Annotated in this window: 14 protein-coding genes; 6 read left to right on the plus strand and 8 right to left on the minus strand. The window is 65.2% G+C overall.

From position 1 onward, the window contains the following. Positions 1 to 13: 13 nt before the first annotated feature. A complete protein-coding gene (locus ACQPXH_RS11800; protein ID WP_433602358.1) occupies positions 14 to 1,246 on the minus strand; it encodes a CaiB/BaiF CoA transferase family protein in 1,233 nt (410 codons plus the stop codon). Beyond that, a complete protein-coding gene (locus tag ACQPXH_RS11805; RefSeq protein WP_433602359.1) occupies positions 1,243 to 1,752 on the minus strand; it encodes a DoxX family protein in 510 nt (169 codons plus the stop codon). The genes ACQPXH_RS11800 and ACQPXH_RS11805 overlap by 4 nt, the downstream gene beginning before the upstream one ends. A gap of 162 nt (positions 1,753 to 1,914) precedes the next feature. Between ACQPXH_RS11805 and ACQPXH_RS11810 the strand changes: the two genes are divergently transcribed. From ACQPXH_RS11810 to ACQPXH_RS11820, 3 genes are read left to right on the plus strand one after another with little or no spacing between them, the layout of a single operon-like run. After that, complete coding sequence (locus tag ACQPXH_RS11810) at positions 1,915 to 2,334, plus strand: Zn-ribbon domain-containing OB-fold protein (protein ID WP_433602361.1); 420 nt, start codon at positions 1,915 to 1,917, stop codon at positions 2,332 to 2,334. After that, positions 2,331 to 3,476, plus strand: a complete 1,146-nt coding sequence (locus ACQPXH_RS11815; RefSeq protein ID WP_433602363.1) for a thiolase family protein — start codon at positions 2,331 to 2,333, stop codon at positions 3,474 to 3,476. The genes ACQPXH_RS11810 and ACQPXH_RS11815 overlap by 4 nt, the downstream gene beginning before the upstream one ends. A gap of 36 nt (positions 3,477 to 3,512) precedes the next feature. Then, a complete protein-coding gene (locus ACQPXH_RS11820; protein WP_433602365.1) occupies positions 3,513 to 4,727 on the plus strand; it encodes an acetyl-CoA C-acetyltransferase in 1,215 nt (404 codons plus the stop codon). Between the two features lie 196 nt (positions 4,728 to 4,923). On the opposite strand, the gene ACQPXH_RS11825 is transcribed toward ACQPXH_RS11820, so the two are convergent. Together ACQPXH_RS11825 and ACQPXH_RS11830 are read right to left on the minus strand one after the other, a co-directional pair. Further along, complete coding sequence (locus ACQPXH_RS11825; RefSeq protein WP_433602180.1) at positions 4,924 to 5,253, minus strand: ArsR/SmtB family transcription factor; 330 nt, start codon at positions 5,251 to 5,253, stop codon at positions 4,924 to 4,926. A gap of 55 nt (positions 5,254 to 5,308) precedes the next feature. Then, complete coding sequence (locus tag ACQPXH_RS11830) at positions 5,309 to 6,343, minus strand: TIGR03617 family F420-dependent LLM class oxidoreductase (protein ID WP_433602366.1); 1,035 nt, start codon at positions 6,341 to 6,343, stop codon at positions 5,309 to 5,311. Positions 6,344 to 6,603: 260 nt separating this feature from the next. On the opposite strand from ACQPXH_RS11830, the gene ACQPXH_RS11835 reads away from it, so the two are divergent. Together ACQPXH_RS11835 and ACQPXH_RS11840 are read left to right on the plus strand one after the other, a co-directional pair. Further along, the gene (locus ACQPXH_RS11835) at positions 6,604 to 7,773 is read left to right on the plus strand and encodes a thiolase family protein (RefSeq protein WP_433602367.1); all 1,170 of its coding nucleotides are present in this window, start codon (positions 6,604 to 6,606) and stop codon (positions 7,771 to 7,773) included. A gap of 114 nt (positions 7,774 to 7,887) precedes the next feature. After that, positions 7,888 to 8,664, plus strand: coding sequence for a crotonase/enoyl-CoA hydratase family protein (locus ACQPXH_RS11840; RefSeq protein ID WP_433602368.1), 777 nt, complete (start codon positions 7,888 to 7,890; stop codon positions 8,662 to 8,664). 755 nt (positions 8,665 to 9,419) lie between these two features. Here the strand turns inward: ACQPXH_RS11840 and ACQPXH_RS11845 are convergent. The 3 genes from ACQPXH_RS11845 to ACQPXH_RS11855 all read right to left on the minus strand — a co-directional run bounded on the left by ACQPXH_RS11845 (position 9,420) and on the right by ACQPXH_RS11855 (position 13,562). After that, a complete protein-coding gene (locus ACQPXH_RS11845) occupies positions 9,420 to 10,769 on the minus strand; it encodes an acyl-CoA dehydrogenase family protein (RefSeq protein ID WP_433602369.1) in 1,350 nt (449 codons plus the stop codon). Positions 10,770 to 12,495: 1,726 nt separating this feature from the next. Further along, positions 12,496 to 12,972 carry a hypothetical protein gene (locus ACQPXH_RS11850; protein WP_433602370.1) on the minus strand — a complete coding sequence of 159 codons (477 nt, stop codon included), beginning with the start codon at positions 12,970 to 12,972 and terminating at the stop codon, positions 12,496 to 12,498. Positions 12,973 to 13,076: 104 nt separating this feature from the next. Further along, complete coding sequence (locus tag ACQPXH_RS11855; protein ID WP_433602371.1) at positions 13,077 to 13,562, minus strand: hypothetical protein; 486 nt, start codon at positions 13,560 to 13,562, stop codon at positions 13,077 to 13,079. A gap of 1,739 nt (positions 13,563 to 15,301) precedes the next feature. On the opposite strand from ACQPXH_RS11855, the gene ACQPXH_RS11860 reads away from it, so the two are divergent. Then, a complete protein-coding gene (locus ACQPXH_RS11860; protein WP_433602372.1) occupies positions 15,302 to 16,543 on the plus strand; it encodes an amidohydrolase family protein in 1,242 nt (413 codons plus the stop codon). A 558-nt stretch (positions 16,544 to 17,101) separates the two neighbouring features. Here ACQPXH_RS11860 and ACQPXH_RS11865 read toward each other — a convergent pair. Further along, positions 17,102 to 17,332: a hypothetical protein gene (locus tag ACQPXH_RS11865; RefSeq protein ID WP_433602373.1), complete on the minus strand. Its 231-nt coding sequence runs from the start codon at positions 17,330 to 17,332 to the stop codon at positions 17,102 to 17,104. Between the last annotated feature and the right edge of the window lie 287 nt (positions 17,333 to 17,619).

A 17,619-nucleotide genomic window follows, 5' to 3' on the forward strand; every position in this document is an offset into this window, starting at 1 on the left:
TGGACGAGCACTATCAGCTGACACGACCGATGTAGGCATCGCCGATAGCTCCCTCGGAGCGCAAACCCTGGATGGCTTCTTCGTCGAGGCCGAGGTCGCGAAGGACGGTATCGGTGTGCTCGCCGAGGGCGGGGATCGGGCCCAGGATCGGCGGGTGCCCGCTGATATCCGGGGGCGGCAGCAGGGTGCTCACGCGGCCTGCAGGTGAGTCCACCTCCTGCCATCTTTCCCGGGCGGCCAGATGTGGATGGCCGACGACATCGGTGGTGGTGTTGTAGCGAGCGTTGCCGATTCCGGCGTCATCGGCGGCCTTCTGAATGTGCGCGAGCGTGTGGCGTGCGCACCACTGGCCGATCGCGCGGTCCAGCTCCGCTCGGTTGGCGACCCGCCCGGGCCCGCGTCGGTACTGTTCGGCCGTAGCCAGGTCGGCACGGTCGAGGAGTTCGTTCGCCAGCCGCTGCCACTCCCGATCGTTGGTGGTGCCGAGCACTACCACTTGGCCGTCGCTTGTGCGATACGAGCTGTAAGGCGCGACCGAGGGAGACCCCATTCCCACCGGCTCCATGTCTTCGCCGGTATAACGGCTCCATGTCAGGGCGTAGCCCATCAGTTCGGTCATGGTGTCGAACAGGCTCACTCCGATCTTTGCGCCGTGTCCGGTGCGGCCCCGGGAGTGGAGCGCCGCGAGAATGGAGATCACGCCGTAGAGGCCGGTGCAGACGTCGGCTACCGGTGGCCCGGGTTTGGCCGGGGCACCGGGCAGCCCGGTGATCGAGCAGGCACCGGATTCGGCCTGCGCGAGCAGATCGTAGGCGCGCTTGGCCGAGAGCGGGCCACCACCTCCGTACCCGGAGATCTCACAGGTCACCAACTGGGGATATCGGCGTTCGAGGGTCTCGGCGTCCAGTCCCAGCCGGGCGGTCGCCCCTGGCGCGAGGTTCGTCACGAATGCGTCCGCCCCGGCCAATAGTCGGTGCATGACCTCGAGTCCGCTGGGCGACTTGAGGTTCAGCGTTACGGACTCCTTGTTGCGGTTGAGCCAGACGAAATGCGCCGCCATTCCGTGGACCACGTCGTCGTAGTCGCGGGCAAAGTCACCCCCGGCCGGATTCTCGATCTTGATCACCCTGGCGCCGAGGTCGGCGAGCGTCCTGGTGCACATTGGTGCAGAAACCGCCTGTTCGAGGCTGACCACAGTGAGGCCGGTCAGGGGGCCCTGGCCTGAGGGGTCTTCTGTGCCGTTCACCGGGACTCCGACGAGGTGGGCCGGAAGAAGATCATCAACAGGGCTGCGCCGGCGACCAGTCCGCCGACCGCCGAAATCAGGAACCCGGTCAGGCCGGACAGCCGATCGCTGAGTCCGAGGACGCCGTCGAGTGACCACTCCCCAGCGCCGGTGGTGCTGACAGCGATGCCGATGACCGCGAGCACGAGGTTGTACTCCCATCCGGAGTTGACCGAGAAGAACCCGTTCGCACGGTGCACCGTCCAGGCTGCGACGAGCATCAGCCCGACGAACCCGGCACCGGCGACCGGTGTGAGCAGGCCGACAGCGAGCATCAGACCGGCGCCGATTTCGCTGCTCGCCGCTACCACGGCGTGCAACCGTCCCGGACGCATCCCGATACTGTCGAACCACCGGGCGGTGCCCGGGATCCGTCCACCGGAAAAGAGTTTCTGGTAACCGTGTGCGGCCATGGTCAATCCGGCGATCAGCCGCAACAGCAGCGAACCGGCATCGAACGCGGTCATGGGCGGGCCTCCTCGCGTGGGTCGTCGGGCCACCCGAGATGGATTGTGCTGACCCCGACCGCCCCGATAGATAATATATTGCACTATATATGTCCAAATTTATCGAGGGGTGACGGTCAAACGGGCTAGATAAATAGGTAAACAATTGCTATTCTAGGCGTCATGACCACGCGAGTACCTGTCGCCGAGGGGGTTTTCACCTGGCCCTCCGACGAACCACGTCTGATCGGATCGGAGCGAGACGGCGTTATCTCCTTTCCAGCGGAACCCGGTGCGCCGGAACGGCTGCTCGGCAATCGCGGAACGCTGTGGAGCTTCACCACGCAACAGTTCCGGCCTCCGTCGCCGCCCTACGACGGCGACGACACCGCCGAGACCTTCGTTCCCTACGCACTCGGCTATATCGAGCTGCCAGGGGAACTGATGGTCCAGGCCAGGATCACGGAGTCGGACCCGGCGCGCTTGCGGATCGGCCAGACGATGCAGCTTGTGGTCGTGCCGTACACCGTTCGCGCCGACGGCACCGAGGTGCTCACATACGCCTTCGCTCCTGCTGACACTACTCGAGGTGGAACCGAATGACCGACGTCGCTGTCGTAGGTGTGGGCCTGCATCCGTTCGGCAGGCATGCCGACAAGCAGGCTTTGTTGATGGGCGCCGAGGCTGCGCGAGCTGCCCTGGCCGACGCGAACGCCGAGTGGTCGCAGGTCCAGACGGCCTATGTCGGCAGCTACGAAGTGTCCAACCCGGACGCGATCGTGGGCTGGCTTGGGCTGACCGGAATCCCGGTACGTGGTGTGTTCAACGGTTGCGCAACAGGGGGTACCTCGCTGCAGATGGCCGCACAGGCGATCCGGCATGGCGAGGCCGACGTGGCGATGGCGATCGGGATGGACAAGCATCCGCGCGGCGCGTTCGCCGCGGACCCTTCCGTGGCTGGGCTGCCGTCCTGGTACGGCCAGACCGGTATGTTCATGACCACTCATTTCTTCGGGACGAAAGCCACCCGGTACCTGTACGACCATGGGGTCTCCATGGAAGCGCTCGCCAGGATCGCGGCAAAGAACCTGCGCAACGGCTCGATCACGCCGCACGCGTGGCGCCGCAAGCCGTTGTCCGTCGAGCAGATTCTGGCCGCGCCCGTGGTCAATTACCCGCTCACCCAGTACATGTACTGCAGTCCGGATGAGGGCGCGGCGGCAGTCGTGCTGTGCCGGGCGGATCTGGCTTCCCGATTCACTTCCACGCCGGTGTATCTCCGCTCATCAGTGTTGCGCAGTCGGCGTTTCGGAGCCTTCGAGGTGCAGAGCCCGTCGCTGCCGCTGCACCACGTGCCGAGCCCGACGGTCGATGCTTCGAGGGCGGCCTTCGAGGAGGCGGGGTTGGCGCCGGAGGAGATCCGTGTCGCGCAGTTGCAGGACACCGACGCGGGATCGGAGCTGATCCACATGGCGGAGAACGGGTTCTGCAAGGACGGTGAGCAGGAGCAGTGGCTCGCCGACGGTGAAACCGAGATCACCGGCAGGCTTGCGGTCAACACCGACGGCGGGCTCATCGCCAATGGTGAGCCGATCGGCGCGTCGGGATTGCGGCAAGTCTATGAGATCGTGCTGCAGTTGCAGGGCAGGGCAGGCGATCGGCAGGTTCCCGGCGAACCCAAGACCGGCTACACCCATCTGTACGGCGCCCCAGGCGCGTCCGCGGTGTCCATTTTTTCCCGGTGATTCTGTCAATCAACCCAAGAGAATCGAGGATCGACGGTGCGTGACGCCGTAATCTGCGAGCCGCTGCGAACCCCGGTCGGTGGGTTCGGCGGATCGCTGAAGGACGTGCCTGCTCACGAACTGGCGGCGATAGTGATTCGGGCGATCATCGACCGAACCGGCATACCGCCGGAGGCCATCGAGGACGTTCTGCTCGGCAATTGCTACCCTTCGATGGACGCGCCGGCGATCGGCCGGGTGGCGGCGCTGAATGCAGGACTGCCGGTCAGCGTCACCGGATTGCAGATCGACCGACGGTGCGGATCCGGTCTGCAGGCGGTGCTCTACGCGGCTTCGCAGGTCTCCTCCGGTGCCAGCGAAGTGGTGCTCGCCGGAGGCGCCGAATCCATGAGCAGCGCACCGTTCTACTCGACATCGATGCGCTGGGGTGCCAAGGCAGGGCCGGGCGTGATGTTGAACGACTCGCTCGCACGGGGACGCGTGACCGCAGGCGGTGTGAATTTCCCGGTGCCAGGCGGAATGCTGGAGACCGCGGAAAACCTACGTCGGGAGTACCGCATATCGCGGCAGGAGCAGGACGAGTTCGCCGTCGGCAGTCATCGGCGCGCCGCGCAAGCGGAGGCCTCGGGGATCTTCGCGGACGAGATCGTGCCCGTCACGGTGCCGGGCCGCAAGACGGATACCGTCGTCGACCGCGACGAGCACATCCGGCCGGACTCATCGGTCGAGAAGCTCGCGCGGCTGCGGCCCGTACTCGGTGCCGGTGACGCTGCTGCCACGGTGACCGCGGGCAATTCGTCCGGTCAGAACGACGGCGCGGCCATCTGCGTCGTCACCCATCCCGCCAAGGCGGCCGAATTGGGATTGCGGCCACTCGCGCGCCTGGTGTCCTGGGGCGTGGCCGGAGTGGCACCCGCGACGATGGGTATCGGGCCGGTGCCCGCCGTGCAGCGCGCGCTCGCGGCGGCAGGACTGAAACTCGGGGAGATCGACCTGGTCGAGCTCAACGAGGCGTTCGCCTCGCAGGTGCTCGCCTGCACCCGTGAATGGGGCTTCACACCGGCGGACTTCGACCGCCTCAACGTGAACGGTTCCGGGATCTCACTCGGACACCCCGTCGGTGCCACCGGCGGCCGGATCCTTGCCACCCTGGTACGCGAGATGGTTCGCCGTGACGCCCGGTACGGGATCGAGACGATGTGCATCGGTGGTGGTCAGGGTATCGCCGCCGTATTCGAGAAGGTTGCCTGACCGCGCGACGTTACCGAATCGGGCCGGGCCGCCGGGAACGATCACCGATCGTTCCCGGCGGCAGTGGGTCACGAGTTCGCCAGCCGCTGTGCCACCCGCGGTACGGCGATCGGTCGAGAGCTGAAATAGGTAGCCGCCGGTGTCGCGTCGGCCATCGATAGCGCAACGGTACGCCCGCCGACACCAGCTGGTCAGCTCAGTCGCTGTGGGCGCGGTTCGCTGCTTCGACGATCGAGGGCAGTAGGCCGGGCAGGGCATTGTCGAGGTCCTCGGAGCGCAGACGCTGGCAGGTCTGTCCGTCGATGGTCAGTCGCTCGATGACACCGGCTTCGCGCAGAATCTTGAAGTGATGGGTGGCGGTGGACTTGTTGATCATCTCGTAGAGGGCACCGCAGCGAATGGCGGTGCCCGCATTGCTCAGCCGTCGCACCATTTCCAGCCGCACCGGGTCCTGTAGGGCGCCGAGGACGGCGGGTAACGAGGCGATCGGAGGCGGCTCGGTGGCCGATTCCTTGGGTTCGGTCATGACCTACCTCACAGTGGTTCGATGATCATCGTACCGACTGTCCCATCATCCTCGGTCATGATGCGTTGAGTTCAGCGACCGCGGGGAGCCAGATGGCGGGATCATGGTCGTAGGGTGCGTAGAAGCTGAAGCGCTCGACCAGGCCGCCGAATCGGGCGTGCACGGCCGCACCGAGCCGGTCGGGTTCTGCCACCACCGCGAAGGTGTTCAGGATCTCGTCGTCGATGAGATCGCCCATCCGCTCCCAGCGATCGGCGTCGTCGCTTTTGGACCTGGCTATGAGCTCGGTGCCGAGATCTTCCCACCCGTGCAGGCTCAGGACGTCTTGGTAGGCGGGCGTGCTGCCGTAGAACGCGATCTGTCGGCGCACCCCCGCCGCGGCCCGGGTCATATCCTCTTCGGTCTCGCCGGTTACGACCAGCCCGGACAAGCTGACGGAGAAGTCGGTGAGATCGCGCCCCGACTTCCTGCGGCCTTTTTCGAGCATCGGAATCGTCTGTACGCGCAGAAACCGTTCGGTCGTGAACGGGTGCGGCAACAGCCCGTCGCACACGGCGCCGGCCACCTCGGTCATTCGGCCGCCCACGGCCGCCAAGTAGATCTTGGGCAGCCCCCACGGGCTTGGGTCGGGCGCGAAAAACGGGGGCATCAGCGTGTGGGAGTAGAACTCGCCGCGGAAATCCAGGTCGCTGCCGGTCTGCCAGCATGTCCAGATCGCTCGCAGCGCCTCGATGAATTCATGCATGCGTGCGGCGGGTTTGCTCCACGGCATTCCGAAACGGCGTTCGATATGCGGTTTGACCTGGCTGCCGAGTCCGAGCAGCAGCCTGCCGCCGCTCAGTACCTGCAAGTGATGTGCGGTGTACGCCAACGACATCGGGTTGCGGGCGAACGCGACCGCGACCGCGGTGCCGAGCCGGAGATGCTCTGTGCTCTGTGCCGCTGGGACCAGGGGCAGGAACGGATCGCCTGCCGACTCTGCGCTCCACAGTGCGTCGTAACCCTGGTGCTCCGCCCTCCGCCCCGCCTCCGCCAACTCGGCCAGGCCTTGCCGCTGTCGGGGCTGCGGCAGCTTCAGGTCGACGTACATCCGGGTGCCCTCCTTAACTCCCCAAGGACAGTATAATAAGTTAACTAAAACAAAAGTGTGACGAACTTTCAGTGTGCCGAACTTTCCGGGGCGACCTGCAGTCGCCATGGGCTCAGCAGCTTCCGATGGCACCCGAAGGGTGAGCCCACCTGTGAGCATTGCCATCGCCGCACTGTATCGTGTAATTAGTTAGTTAATAATGATATTCGTCTGGCGGCGATGAGCTGGGCCGGGCGATGGTCGACACGAGAGGACTCCAGATGCGTGATGCTGTGATCGTCGAGGCCTTGCGTACACCGATCGGCAAACGGGGTGGTGGGCTCGCCGACGTGCACGCCGTCGAGTTGTCCGCTCTGGTGCTGACCGCGATCGCCGAGCGAACCGGCCTCGACCCGGCTGTTGTCGACGATGTGCACTGGGGAAATGTGCTGAGTGTCGGCCAGCAGTCCGGCAATGTCGGCCGCATGGCGGTTCTCGGCGCCGGATGGCCCGAATCGGTGCCCGGTTTCACGGTCGACCGCCAATGCGGTTCGTCGCAGCAGGCGATCTCCACTGCGGCTGCCGCCGTCATTTCCGGCCAGGCCGATGTGGTGGTAGCCGGTGGTGTCGAGATGATGTCGGCGGTGCCCATGAGTTCGGCCAATGTCCCAGGCACCGGCGAGATGGGTGGGCCCGCGGTCGCCCGATATGCGAGCGAGTTGACCGACCCCGGTTTCGGTGGTGCGTTCAACCAAGGATACGGTGCCGAGAAGATCGCCGATGAGTGGAAGCTGTCGCGGACCCGAATGGACGAGTACGCCATCCGCTCGCATGAGCTGGCGGCCGCGGCCCAGGACGCCGGTCATTTCGACGCCGAGATCATCCCGGTTGCAACCCCGGCCGCTACCGTGAAGTCGGACGAGGGGATCCGCCGCGGTTCGACCGTCGACAAGCTCGCCAGCCTCAGGACGCCATTCAAAGAGGGCGGGCGGATCAGTGCCGGCAATGCCTCGCAAATCTCGGACGGTGCCGCCGGCGTGCTCATCACCACCTCGGAGAATGCGGCACGTCTGGGTCTGACCCCACTCGCCCGGGTGCACACTGCGGTGGTGACCGGCGACGACCCGGTCAAGATGCTCACCGGCCCCATTCCGGCGACCGCACTCGCGCTTCGGAAATCTGGGCTGACGATCGACGATATCGATGCGTTCGAGGTCAACGAGGCCTTCGCCTCTGTGCCGCTGGCGTGGCTGATCGAGACCGGCGCCGACGAGGCGAAGCTGAACCCGATGGGCGGTGCCATCGCCTTGGGACATCCGCTCGGATGCTCCGGTGCTCGGCTTGCGACGACGCTCATCCACTACCTGCTCCGCACAGGTAAGCGGTACGGCCTGCAAACGATGTGTGAGGGCGGCGGCACCGCCAACGCGACGATCTACGAGCGGCTCTGATTGCGAGCATCTCCGCGTCGGTACGCGGAGGAGCCATATCTACCCGCACCTCGTATTAGATGAATTACTCGAGGGCCGCTGAGGTCCTGCCATCGCACCAAGGAAGGCCGGATCGTGTCTGATCAATCCCGACCCCCCGCGCTCCTTGTCGAGCAGCGCGATCGTATCCTCGTCGTCACGATCAACCGGCCCTCGGCCCGCAATGCGATCAACGGTGAGGTCAGCCGGGGCCTGGCCGAGGCGATGGATCGGCTCGACAATAGCGCCGATCTGTCGGTCGGCGTCCTTACCGGCGCGGGCGAGAACTTCTGTGCTGGTATGGACCTCAAGGCTTTCCTCGCCGGCGAGGACATCGGGATCGAAGGTCGCGGCCTCGGCTTCACGGAGGCGCCGCCGCGCAAACCTGTGATCTCCGCGGTCGAGGGATTTGCGCTGGCCGGAGGTACCGAACTGGCACTGGCGACCGACTTGATCGTCGCCTCACGTACTGCGGCGTTCGGACTGCCGGAGGTCAAGCGTGGCCTCGTCGCCGGAGGGGGCGGCCTGCTCCGGATGCCACGACGCGTCCCGTACCAGATCGCGATGGAACTGGCATTGACCGGGGATCCCTTCTCGGCGGAGCTCGGTCACCGGTACGGGCTGGTCAATCGCCTGGTGGAGCCGGGGCAGGCGCTCGAAAGCGCACTCGAGCTCGCGGCACGTATCTGCCGCAACGGACCGCTCGCCGTCGCCGCCACGAAGCAGGTCCTGGTCGAGTCGGCCGATTGGTCCGCCAGTGAGGCATTCGAACGGCAGCGAACGCTGCTCCAGCCGGTTTTCGACTCGCGGGACGCGCGCGAAGGTGCCGAAGCCTTCGCGCAGAAACGCGAACCGGTGTGGACCGGCGGCTGAGCCGGTCCCTACACCAGACACCGAATGGAAAACAGTGACTGATGTAGGACTAGTGACCGCAGTGCTCGACGAGTGACGGTTCGCTCGACGAGTGACGGTTATGGGCACGCCGCGTGACGTCGGGATCGCGCACAGCGGCTGGGGATTCGCGAACGAGTGGTGAAGCGCGATCGGACCCCGCGAGCCTCGAGGGTATCAGCAAGACATTCGGGCTCTATCTGATCGCGGCGCGCGCAACGCGTTGCGGCTGGCCGGGGCGCGGATGGCGGCCCAGGAGCCGACCGTCGGCCGAGCGCGGATCAGTCGTTGCCACTGCGTCCATTCGCGGCTCACGCGGGGCTGATCGACCTGACGGTTTATGCGGCGGCGAGCGCCAAGGGTGTGGCGACGTGGGGTGACTGTCAGAGTCCAAGGACGGCCACGCGGGCCCACCACTCCGTTACGGTGGCGACCCGCAGCGGGCGGCCGGGGCCGGTTACGGCGGCATTGTGACGAGCTCGAGCCGTACGTGCACGTCCGACAAACGTGATCTCACCTGCAGCCAGCGGGCCGGTGCGGTCTTCGAAGGAGCCTCGAGGCGTGGCCAGATTCGCCCGGAGGCGGATCCTGCAGCGCTCCTGGCCAGCTTTCGTCGGGGCGGCTTCGCGACACCGTCGCCTGCCGACGCAGGTTTCGGTCGATCCCATTGGCGCAGGTTACGAACCGCCCACCGGACCGGGCGAGTGCCGCGTCGATTGTTGTATCGCCCCACGAAATCAGATTCCGAGTCGTTCGAGTAGTCGCTCATGGGCCAGTGCCGGGCCGCCGAACAGCAGGTCGGTGCTGCGGGACCGCGTCGCGATGGCGTCTACATCCGCGGCGTCGAGGTCGTCGGCCACCGAGGTGAGTCGCATCGCCACCTGCCGGACCGCGTTCGAGCAGCCGATGTGCGCCATAGCCGCGGCCGCCGCGGCGGCATCGAGATCGTCTCCACCTTGCAGCCGCACCGCCCGATACCAGAGCGCGGTCGCGCCTGCCCGCGTCACCTCGAGGTCGGCGAGCTTTTTCGTATACCCCCGCCACGACTCGTTGTCGCTGGCAGAGGGGAGGGCCTTCGACAGGCACTCGAGCGCTCGGTCGACGATACCCATCTGCTCGGCGGCGAGAGCCGTCGTGGCACGGTCGATCGTGCGGTTCATGATGCGCCCGGCTGCGCCCTCGCGTCCGATGAGGACCGCCGGGGTCGCCTCGAAAACCATGCGCACGAGGGGGTGCACCTCGTCGAGCGAATCCAGGGGCTCGATGGTGACGCCCGGTGCGTTTCGGTCGACCAGGTACAGCGACGGGCCGCCGATATTGCGGGCCACGACGAAGATCTTCGTCGCTGTCGCCGCGCCGGGTACGTACCATTTCTCGCCGGTGATCTGCCAGCCGGAGTCGGTCGACTTCGCACGGGCCCGGACTAGAGCCGGATCCCAAGAACCGGTTTTCTCGGCCGCGGCAAGAGTGCAGTGGCGCAGATCGACGCTGTCACTGGTCGGTGAACCCGCGACGTCGAAAGCCTGCGCGCCGAGCCCTGCCGCGGCGAAATAGTCGGTACGGGACAGGGTGTATCCGGCCGAGTAGGCCACCCGAGCCAACCCCGTCGCATCCGGACCGAATGCGTTCTCCTCCCATTGTTCTTCGGGGAGGATGCTCGTCAGTGCCTCGTTGCGTTCGATCACGTGCCCAGTGACGTCGACCGCGAGTGCGTCCAGAGCTCTGGCGGCTTCCGCGGTAAGTTCGCCGGTCGCGCGAACGAGGGGAAGAAGATCTTCGCGGAAGGCATTGCCCGCATCTGCGAGCAGCTGGGTACCCAGCACTTCGGCCACGAATTCGCCCGCCGCCGCCAAAACCCGCGCTTCTGCCGCTTCGAGGACGGGCCGGGGACATTCGACCCTGCCGGACTGTAGTTCGCGGACCGCGGTGAGGCCGGTGAGCAGTTCGCTCGAGCGGCGGCGCAGCGCGCGATCATCCCAGGTCCAGGTGGATCGCATCAGTGCGGGTAAGCTCTGTGCATTCAGACTTGCGAGGTAATTCGCGCGCTGCTCGCGGGTGAGAGTCGTGCAGCTGGCTGTTGATTTCATGGCGCCCTCCCAAGGCTTCCTTCGATGTCGCTATACAGAATGCCCCCCTTTTTCATTACAGTGTAAGTAACAAGGCGGGCCGGGATCGCATGTCGCCTGAGCACTCAGTCGTCGATCGCGCCAAGGTGACCGAGGCGCTGCATTCCCGGGACCGGTTCGTTGTCACCGGGACACTCGCACGCCTTTACGCGCATGACCCGGTGCCCTACCGATCTGGCGGAAATGCGAGTGGCCGACCCCCGCTGCACAATGCTGGGCTTTCCCGCTCGGTCGGCGGCGCCCGACCAGCCGACCTCGGAAGGATAGCCGACGATGGGGGCAATCCGACGTGGTCATCCGATGAGTGGTGCGCGATGCCGAGTGCGGCGGTGGCTCCTGTCGAAACCGCGCTGGGCGCGCTACCGCCAGCGCGCGGTTCTCCTGCTGATCCGACGCATTCGTGGCTCCTCTGCGCAGCACGCGGCCCGCAGCCCGGCGCTGTCGTTGGACACCACGGTTCCCGATGGGAATGGCTGCGAGCAGCGGTCGCAAATACCGGGGACCGGCGAGGTTCGCCACTTCCATCCTCTCGAGTCCACGAGATCGTCGCCGATGCTTCCGAGGCCCATGGGTTTCTGAGTAACCACTTCGATTTTCATAAAGATAAATTATCTATCTAATCATACTGGCCGTCAACCCTCGGCGCCGCTGACTACCTGGTCGTGGGCGTGGGCGACCTGTCCTGGGGCGGGCTGGCAGATTGAAAGGTTCCATGGTGGATTCCACGAAAAAGACGTCCGCTCCGAACGCTTTGGAGGCAAGCCAGTCTTGGTCACCGATGCCGGTCGGGAGATCGGCTGGGGTCGCGTTGGCCCAGCCAGGTGAGCGCGCTTCGGTTGCCGTAGCCGGCCGTACTCTCGCCAATTGCACGAAGGTCGCGAACGAAATCACCGCACTCGACGAAAAGGCCATCGCGATGCCGTGTCACGGATCGTGATCACACCGAGTAGACGTTCTGGGCCACTGCCGAAAAGTACGGTGCACTGGACCGACTGGTGAACGATCACTTCAGGCTCGGACTGGAAGGCGTATCCGCTGGTGGCCAGTTCCGGCAGCGCGAGAATGTCGGCGCTCGCGGAGGTCGTATCGGCGATACTGTGCGTGATCTGGCTTCAGATCACCGAGGTGCGGGGTGATCTGGCGGCCGACGATGCGTGTCATCTTTTTGTTCACCACGGTCGCTGATCCTCGCCGCACGCGGTCGGCGAGGGGCCGGGCACGGCCGCCACGACGACGAGGACCGCGAGGACAATGAACGGGAAGAAGCGGAACGGGCCCGCCGCATCACGTTTGTAGATCTATAGATGACGACACCGAGTGAGAACGGGAAACACAGCCTGCCGGCGCGGCGCCCTGGGTTGCCGATGTAGGAACAGGAGGCGCCGGGTGGTGGCGAGGGCAGGCGACGAGCGATGCCATGGTTGGCGCTGGTCGATGATCGCTCGGCGCGGGACCGACAGGCGTTCGCGCGCCTATCTGCAGTTCCGAAAGCCGACATGCCAAGGGGTGAGGCAATTTTGGGGCCGTCACCCCTTGGCTGGTCGGCACGACGGAAGGTGTGTCAGACGAGATGACCGATGCTGGAGCAGGTAACCCTGCAGGGCATCGGGCCCTCGTCGAATCCGTCGTCAGCTATTCGCGCGAACCGGCTGCGGACGATGGAGAAATGCTGCCGATTTGTCGACTATCAGCTGTTTGCGGGTGCCGGACTTGGGTCGTTACCGACCTTTTGTGCATCCGCAGCATGCTGAGCCTGGAGTTGGTTGTATTTCTGAATCCCCGCGGCGAGGCCGACAGGAAGCCCTGCCGCCGAGCCGCCGATCATGGCGCCGAGTCCGCCTCCCGCAACTGCGCCGACGATGCATCCCGCCGCAATGGCGGGAACGGTCAGGACACCCGCCGAGGCCACTGTCAGCAAGGTGCCGCCAGTGGCGATGCCGAACGGGCAGCCGAGAACCACGCCGATGACCGAGCCGGCCGCCGCGCCCACCGCGGAGACGGGGCCCATACTCATGTTCGCGGCCTCGAGAGACTGGTTGAGATCCGAGTTCAGATCGATCGGTTGGGCAACGGGAGCCGAGGCAGGTGCGGCAGGCTGTGTCTGCGTATTGTCGGCCGTGATGGCGGTTTCCTGGGCATTCGCAGTTCCTGCGGCGATGCCCAAAATCATTGCAGACAGCGCTGTTACGGCAACACCCTGAGATTGGATCCTCATCTGCTTTCCTTTTCTTGAACGAGTCCGACTAAGGACTGGGTGGACCGGGTGGGTTACTGGGCCGTGTCGCTGGCGGGGACTTCTTGTGCGATAAGGCCTTTGGAGCGCAGCGAGTTGTATTGCTGATTCATCGCGTTCGCGGCCGGTCCGGAACCGGTGACGAGTGATCCGACAGTGCCGCCCAGGAATCCGAGCGCGCTCCCGCCGATGATGCATCCGCCGACGATGCCGACCGGCGTGAGCACGGGCATCGCGATGGTCAGCGAGCCGCCGGTCACTGCTCCGAGAGGGCAACCGATGATGACGCCCGCCGCCGTTCCGATCAGGCGGCCGGAGGTGGAATCGAGGGCGAATGCGCCGGTGACCGCGTTGATTGCGTTCAGGTATTCGGCACCCGGGTCCACAGGCGTAACGGCCGGAGCCGGGGTGGCGGCGGCTGCGTTCGGGCTATCGGCGTCGGCCATGGCTGCTCCGCCTGCTGTCATCGTGGCCGTGATGGCAAGCGCGGCGATGGCGGTCGCCCGAGTCAGTTGATGCATAGGTATTGCTCTTTCCTTGGTTGTACCGAATCCAATTGCAAACTGAAACACAGATGTTTCTAATTTGTTCTAGGCGGATGCAGTTGATGGGCGTTGGGCTGGAAGGCTTACCGCGATCGAAAGGTTTGAATTCGCCTGAAGCTGGTAGGTGGCGGTGATCGTGATTGCGGGGGTGTAGACGACGCCGCGCTTATGGCTTCAGCAATCCCGGTCTCGATGCGCTGAGTGTGTGCGCAGGTTTCGCTGCAGAGTTACGGGATCGGGCGGGGTGCGTCGTAATGCTCTCCGTCGATCAGGACCGCTCTGTCCTGGGTTCACGGATGACCTCCGTTAAATAAATTGTGCAATGAGTTGACTGAATTTACCTCATGGTCGAGTAGCGTACAACCGTCTTCTGGTCAAGTTCTCCGGTGTGGGTTTGGTCATATGTCCGGATCAGGTGTGGCGTAGTTGTCTGATGTCGGAAGCGGCCCCAGATGTTCCGGCGGCGCGGGCGGGTGACCGGAGTTGTTGCGGTGTCCCGGTGGGTGGCGCGGCATGCGGGAATTGGCATACGCCGTCAGGTTTTGTGACGTCCTTGGATTCATCTACCGCTCTGCCCTGAGGCCGACTCGCCCGGTCGGCAGATGGAGGGTTTGCGCAAACGTCGCCGGCAGTTGTGAGATGAGATCGCTCGGTAGGCCCTGGATCGTGCTCCGCAACTCCAGACGGAGGGCGGACGGTAGATGGGAATGGCGCTACGACGTCCTCGCCGGCGGGACCGACTACAGCCCGCTGTGGGACGACCTCGGACGAATCGTTGCGCCAACGTTTCTCGTACGTGGAGGGCAATCGGCATTCGTTTCGGATACGGATGTCGCGTTCGCAAGCGGGTTCCCGCTGCCGACGTACGAACTATCCTCTGGGCGCGACCGACGAGCTGAGTCGGAAAGGTCGGCTGCGGTTCTGGCGTTCTTCGCGATGGCAGCTCGGTCCCTGTACTCCCGACCCTGTGGAACTCCGGGCTATCGAGCGGCGAGTCGACGGAATGAATCATCGGCTGCAGTTTTCTGTCAATCTTCTCGCCGGAGGGTTTCGGCGGCGGTATGTTCGTCGTGAGTCCTGCGGTCGTCGATGACGTCGTCGGGGCCAGGAAAGTCGCGATCCATCACCACATCCCGATCCGCGAACACACCTCGGATGCCGACGGAGCCGAACCCGGACGGCGACCATTGCCGACTGCGTGGAAGGCACTCGCTCGTCAATCCTATAGAATATCTACCTGAATCGCCTCAACCGATTATCGAGCAGGCCCGGGCTACCGCTTATATCTGGGGCACCCCGCGAAGACCGCATCGGCCTATATGCGGTTGTGGCAACGCGCTGGGCGGGCCGAGCAGATGGGAGATATCGAGACGGGTTGCTGCGCAGGCAGATGGCGGCCCGCGGTCGCAAGACCCCTCGTCGGTTGACGCACGTGTCACGAGGACATCTACACCGGATGTCCAGCCGGCAGGCCACGATGAGCACCGGAGAGTCAGCTGGTTACAGGGAGGGCGGGCCGTCGGAAAGGGGGCGGCGCAGCTGGCATCGCGACACGCCGGGTGCGGCAAGCGTCCCGCAGAAACGGACAGTGGCGACACCGGAGCGGCGGGACGCCTCGACCAACCCGACCAACCCGGTCGACGGAGGTGCACGATGTCCGCGGCTCGCCGGAGTCGGTTCAGCGGGGCTGGCGTGCAACTGGCGAATGGGGCACAATGGTTAAACTGGTTGCACTATTTACAGAAAGGGTAGTCGTGACGAGCAACGTTCTATCGCACGATGACTTGTTTCTCCCGGAGCCTGAGCCTCGGGAAGTCCGATACACGGTCATTTCGGTTGACGACCATCTGGTCGAGCCTCCCGACATGTTCGAAGGGCGTCTTCCTGCGAAGCTTCAGGCACTCGCGCCTCGTGTCGTCACGACCGACGAGGGTGCGCAGGAGTGGGAGTTCGACGGCCAGCGATTCTCACAGATCGGCATGGCTGCGATCGCGGGGCGCAAGCCGATGGAAGAAGATATGGAGCCAGCTCGATTCGACCACATGAGGCCGGCTTGCTACGACGTGAACGCCCGCGTTCATGACATGGACATCAACGGGGTGTGGGCCTCCCTGAACTTCCCGTCTCAGATCACCGGCTTCTGCGGGCGGGTCTTCTCCCGCGCCTCGGATCCCGAGCTCGGTCTTGCGGTGACCCAGGCCTGGAACGACTGGGTGCACGACGAGTGGTGGCAGCCGCACCCGGATCGGATCATCCCGCTGGGCCTCACCTATCTCAGTGATCCGGAGATCGGGGCGGCCGAGATCCGCCGTAACGCCGAGCGCGGTTTCCGCTCGGTGACGCTCCCGGAGCGTCCGCATCACATCGGCTTCCCATCGCTGTTCAGTGGCTACTGGGATCCGATCATCGAGGCATGTGTCGAGACGGACACCGTGATCTCCCTCCACGTCGGATCGTCTGGCGGATATGAAGGGCCGGCCGACGCGCCGAACTTGCAGTTGGGATCCACGCTCTTCGGGCAGCTCTCGCTGTCCGCCTGCGCTGAGTGGCTGTGGTCGGGCTATCCACTGCGCTATCCGACGCTGAAGGTCGCGATGTCCGAGGGCGGCATCGGGTGGGTTGCGATGCTGCTCGATCGGCTCGACAACCTCGTCGACCGCTCGGGCTACGGCCGCGGCTGGGACGAACGGCCTGCGGATGTGCTCAGGCGCAATTTCTGGTTCTGCACCCTCGACGACCCGTCGACCATCAACACGCGGCACGCCATCGGCGTGGAGAACATCATGCTCGAGACGGACTACCCGCATGGTGATGGCACCTGGCCCGACACCCAGGACTTGATCGGACAGGTGTGGGGCGATATCCCGGCGGCGGAGCTGCGCGCAATGTGCTGCGAGAATGCTGCGCGCCTGTATCGGCACCCTCTCCCGCCGACCGTCCTGCCTGCCGACAAGTAAGCGTGTGGCACGCGCGGATTCGTGGGACATCCATGGCGTCCCACGTCGCGCCGACTCAATCCGTCAAGCGGGGCCGGTCGCCGCATAGCCGGTGGTCGCGACATCTCCGCGCTGCTTCAGCGTGCGCAGGACAGGGGCACGAGCGGGTCCTTGCCCATCGGTAGTCGGGCGCTCGCAGGCGGCAACGGCCGAGCATGGAGTTCCACGCCACATTGCGCGTGGAAGCGGATGCCGTACTGCCGTTAGGTCCGCCCGGGTCTGGGGGCGATCGCCCTCGGGCCCGGGCCCCCGCCGTCCTTGCCAAGAAAGTCTTCGGCCCTCGAGAACCTGAGTCGCAGCGGCCGGTGTGGGTCCAGGTCTGTTCCGGGCCCTCGGCCGAATGCAGGACGTCAGGGCGCGCAGTGGCTGGTGATAGCAAGTTCGGTTCCCGCGTGCGACACGGTGTCCCGCCGATCTCCAACGGCGGCGGCTCGCCAGACGCCTCGCGCGCTGAGCTGAGCGATGGTCGTCCAGGCTCTGATTCGAAGCGCCCGCGGCGCCCGTAGAACTCTGTGAGCATCAGACAATCGCGTTCCAGTTCGCGCGGGCCTTTCGCGTATCGGGACCCGACTGATAGCCAAGGCCGATCCGCGATGCCGTCCAGGTCGATCTTCTGCGGGTATCCCAGGTCCCCAGAGAATGATCGTGCGGTGTCATCGCCTGCGCGTAGTTGACGAGGACGTGCATCCCGCCGGCCTCGGCCACAATCGTGGCGACCCCGTCATCCATCGGCGCGTTCGGTGACGTCACACTGGATAGCGATTGCTTCGGCTCCGAACGCGCCCAACTCGTCAGCCACCCTGGGCGACCTTGTCCGAGTGTCCGGCCTGCCGAGGCCGGCAGCGCTACCTCGTGGCCATCGCCAACGCGACGCCACGGCCGACGCCCTGGCCAGCGCTGGTTATCCGGGCGGCCCGGCCGGCCGCTCTTGTTGCCCTCGCCGATGTGCCCGCTTCATCCCTCTTCGCATCGCCACGCCTGGCGCCAACATTGGTTGGCGCAGTGACTTCGGAACTGGAGCCAACCGCATGATCCGT

The organism is Nocardia sp. CA-135953, from assembly GCF_050955735.1.
Classification (GTDB): Bacteria; Actinomycetota; Actinomycetes; order Mycobacteriales; family Mycobacteriaceae; genus Nocardia.

Coding starts and splice junctions, on each gene's coding strand:
- ACQPXH_RS11805 (WP_433602359.1), bottom strand. CDS start 1,752: ATGACCGCGTTCGATGCCGGTTCGCTGCTGTTGCGGCTGATCGCCGGA.
- ACQPXH_RS11810 (WP_433602361.1), top strand. CDS start 1,915: ATGACCACGCGAGTACCTGTCGCCGAGGGGGTTTTCACCTGGCCCTCC.
- ACQPXH_RS11815 (WP_433602363.1), top strand. CDS start 2,331: ATGACCGACGTCGCTGTCGTAGGTGTGGGCCTGCATCCGTTCGGCAGG.
- ACQPXH_RS11825 (WP_433602180.1), bottom strand. CDS start 5,253: ATGACCGAACCCAAGGAATCGGCCACCGAGCCGCCTCCGATCGCCTCG.
- ACQPXH_RS11830 (WP_433602366.1), bottom strand. CDS start 6,343: ATGTACGTCGACCTGAAGCTGCCGCAGCCCCGACAGCGGCAAGGCCTG.
- ACQPXH_RS11835 (WP_433602367.1), top strand. CDS start 6,604: ATGCGTGATGCTGTGATCGTCGAGGCCTTGCGTACACCGATCGGCAAA.
- ACQPXH_RS11845 (WP_433602369.1), bottom strand. CDS start 10,769: ATGAAATCAACAGCCAGCTGCACGACTCTCACCCGCGAGCAGCGCGCG.
- ACQPXH_RS11855 (WP_433602371.1), bottom strand. CDS start 13,562: ATGCATCAACTGACTCGGGCGACCGCCATCGCCGCGCTTGCCATCACG.
- ACQPXH_RS11860 (WP_433602372.1), top strand. CDS start 15,302: ATGGTTAAACTGGTTGCACTATTTACAGAAAGGGTAGTCGTGACGAGC.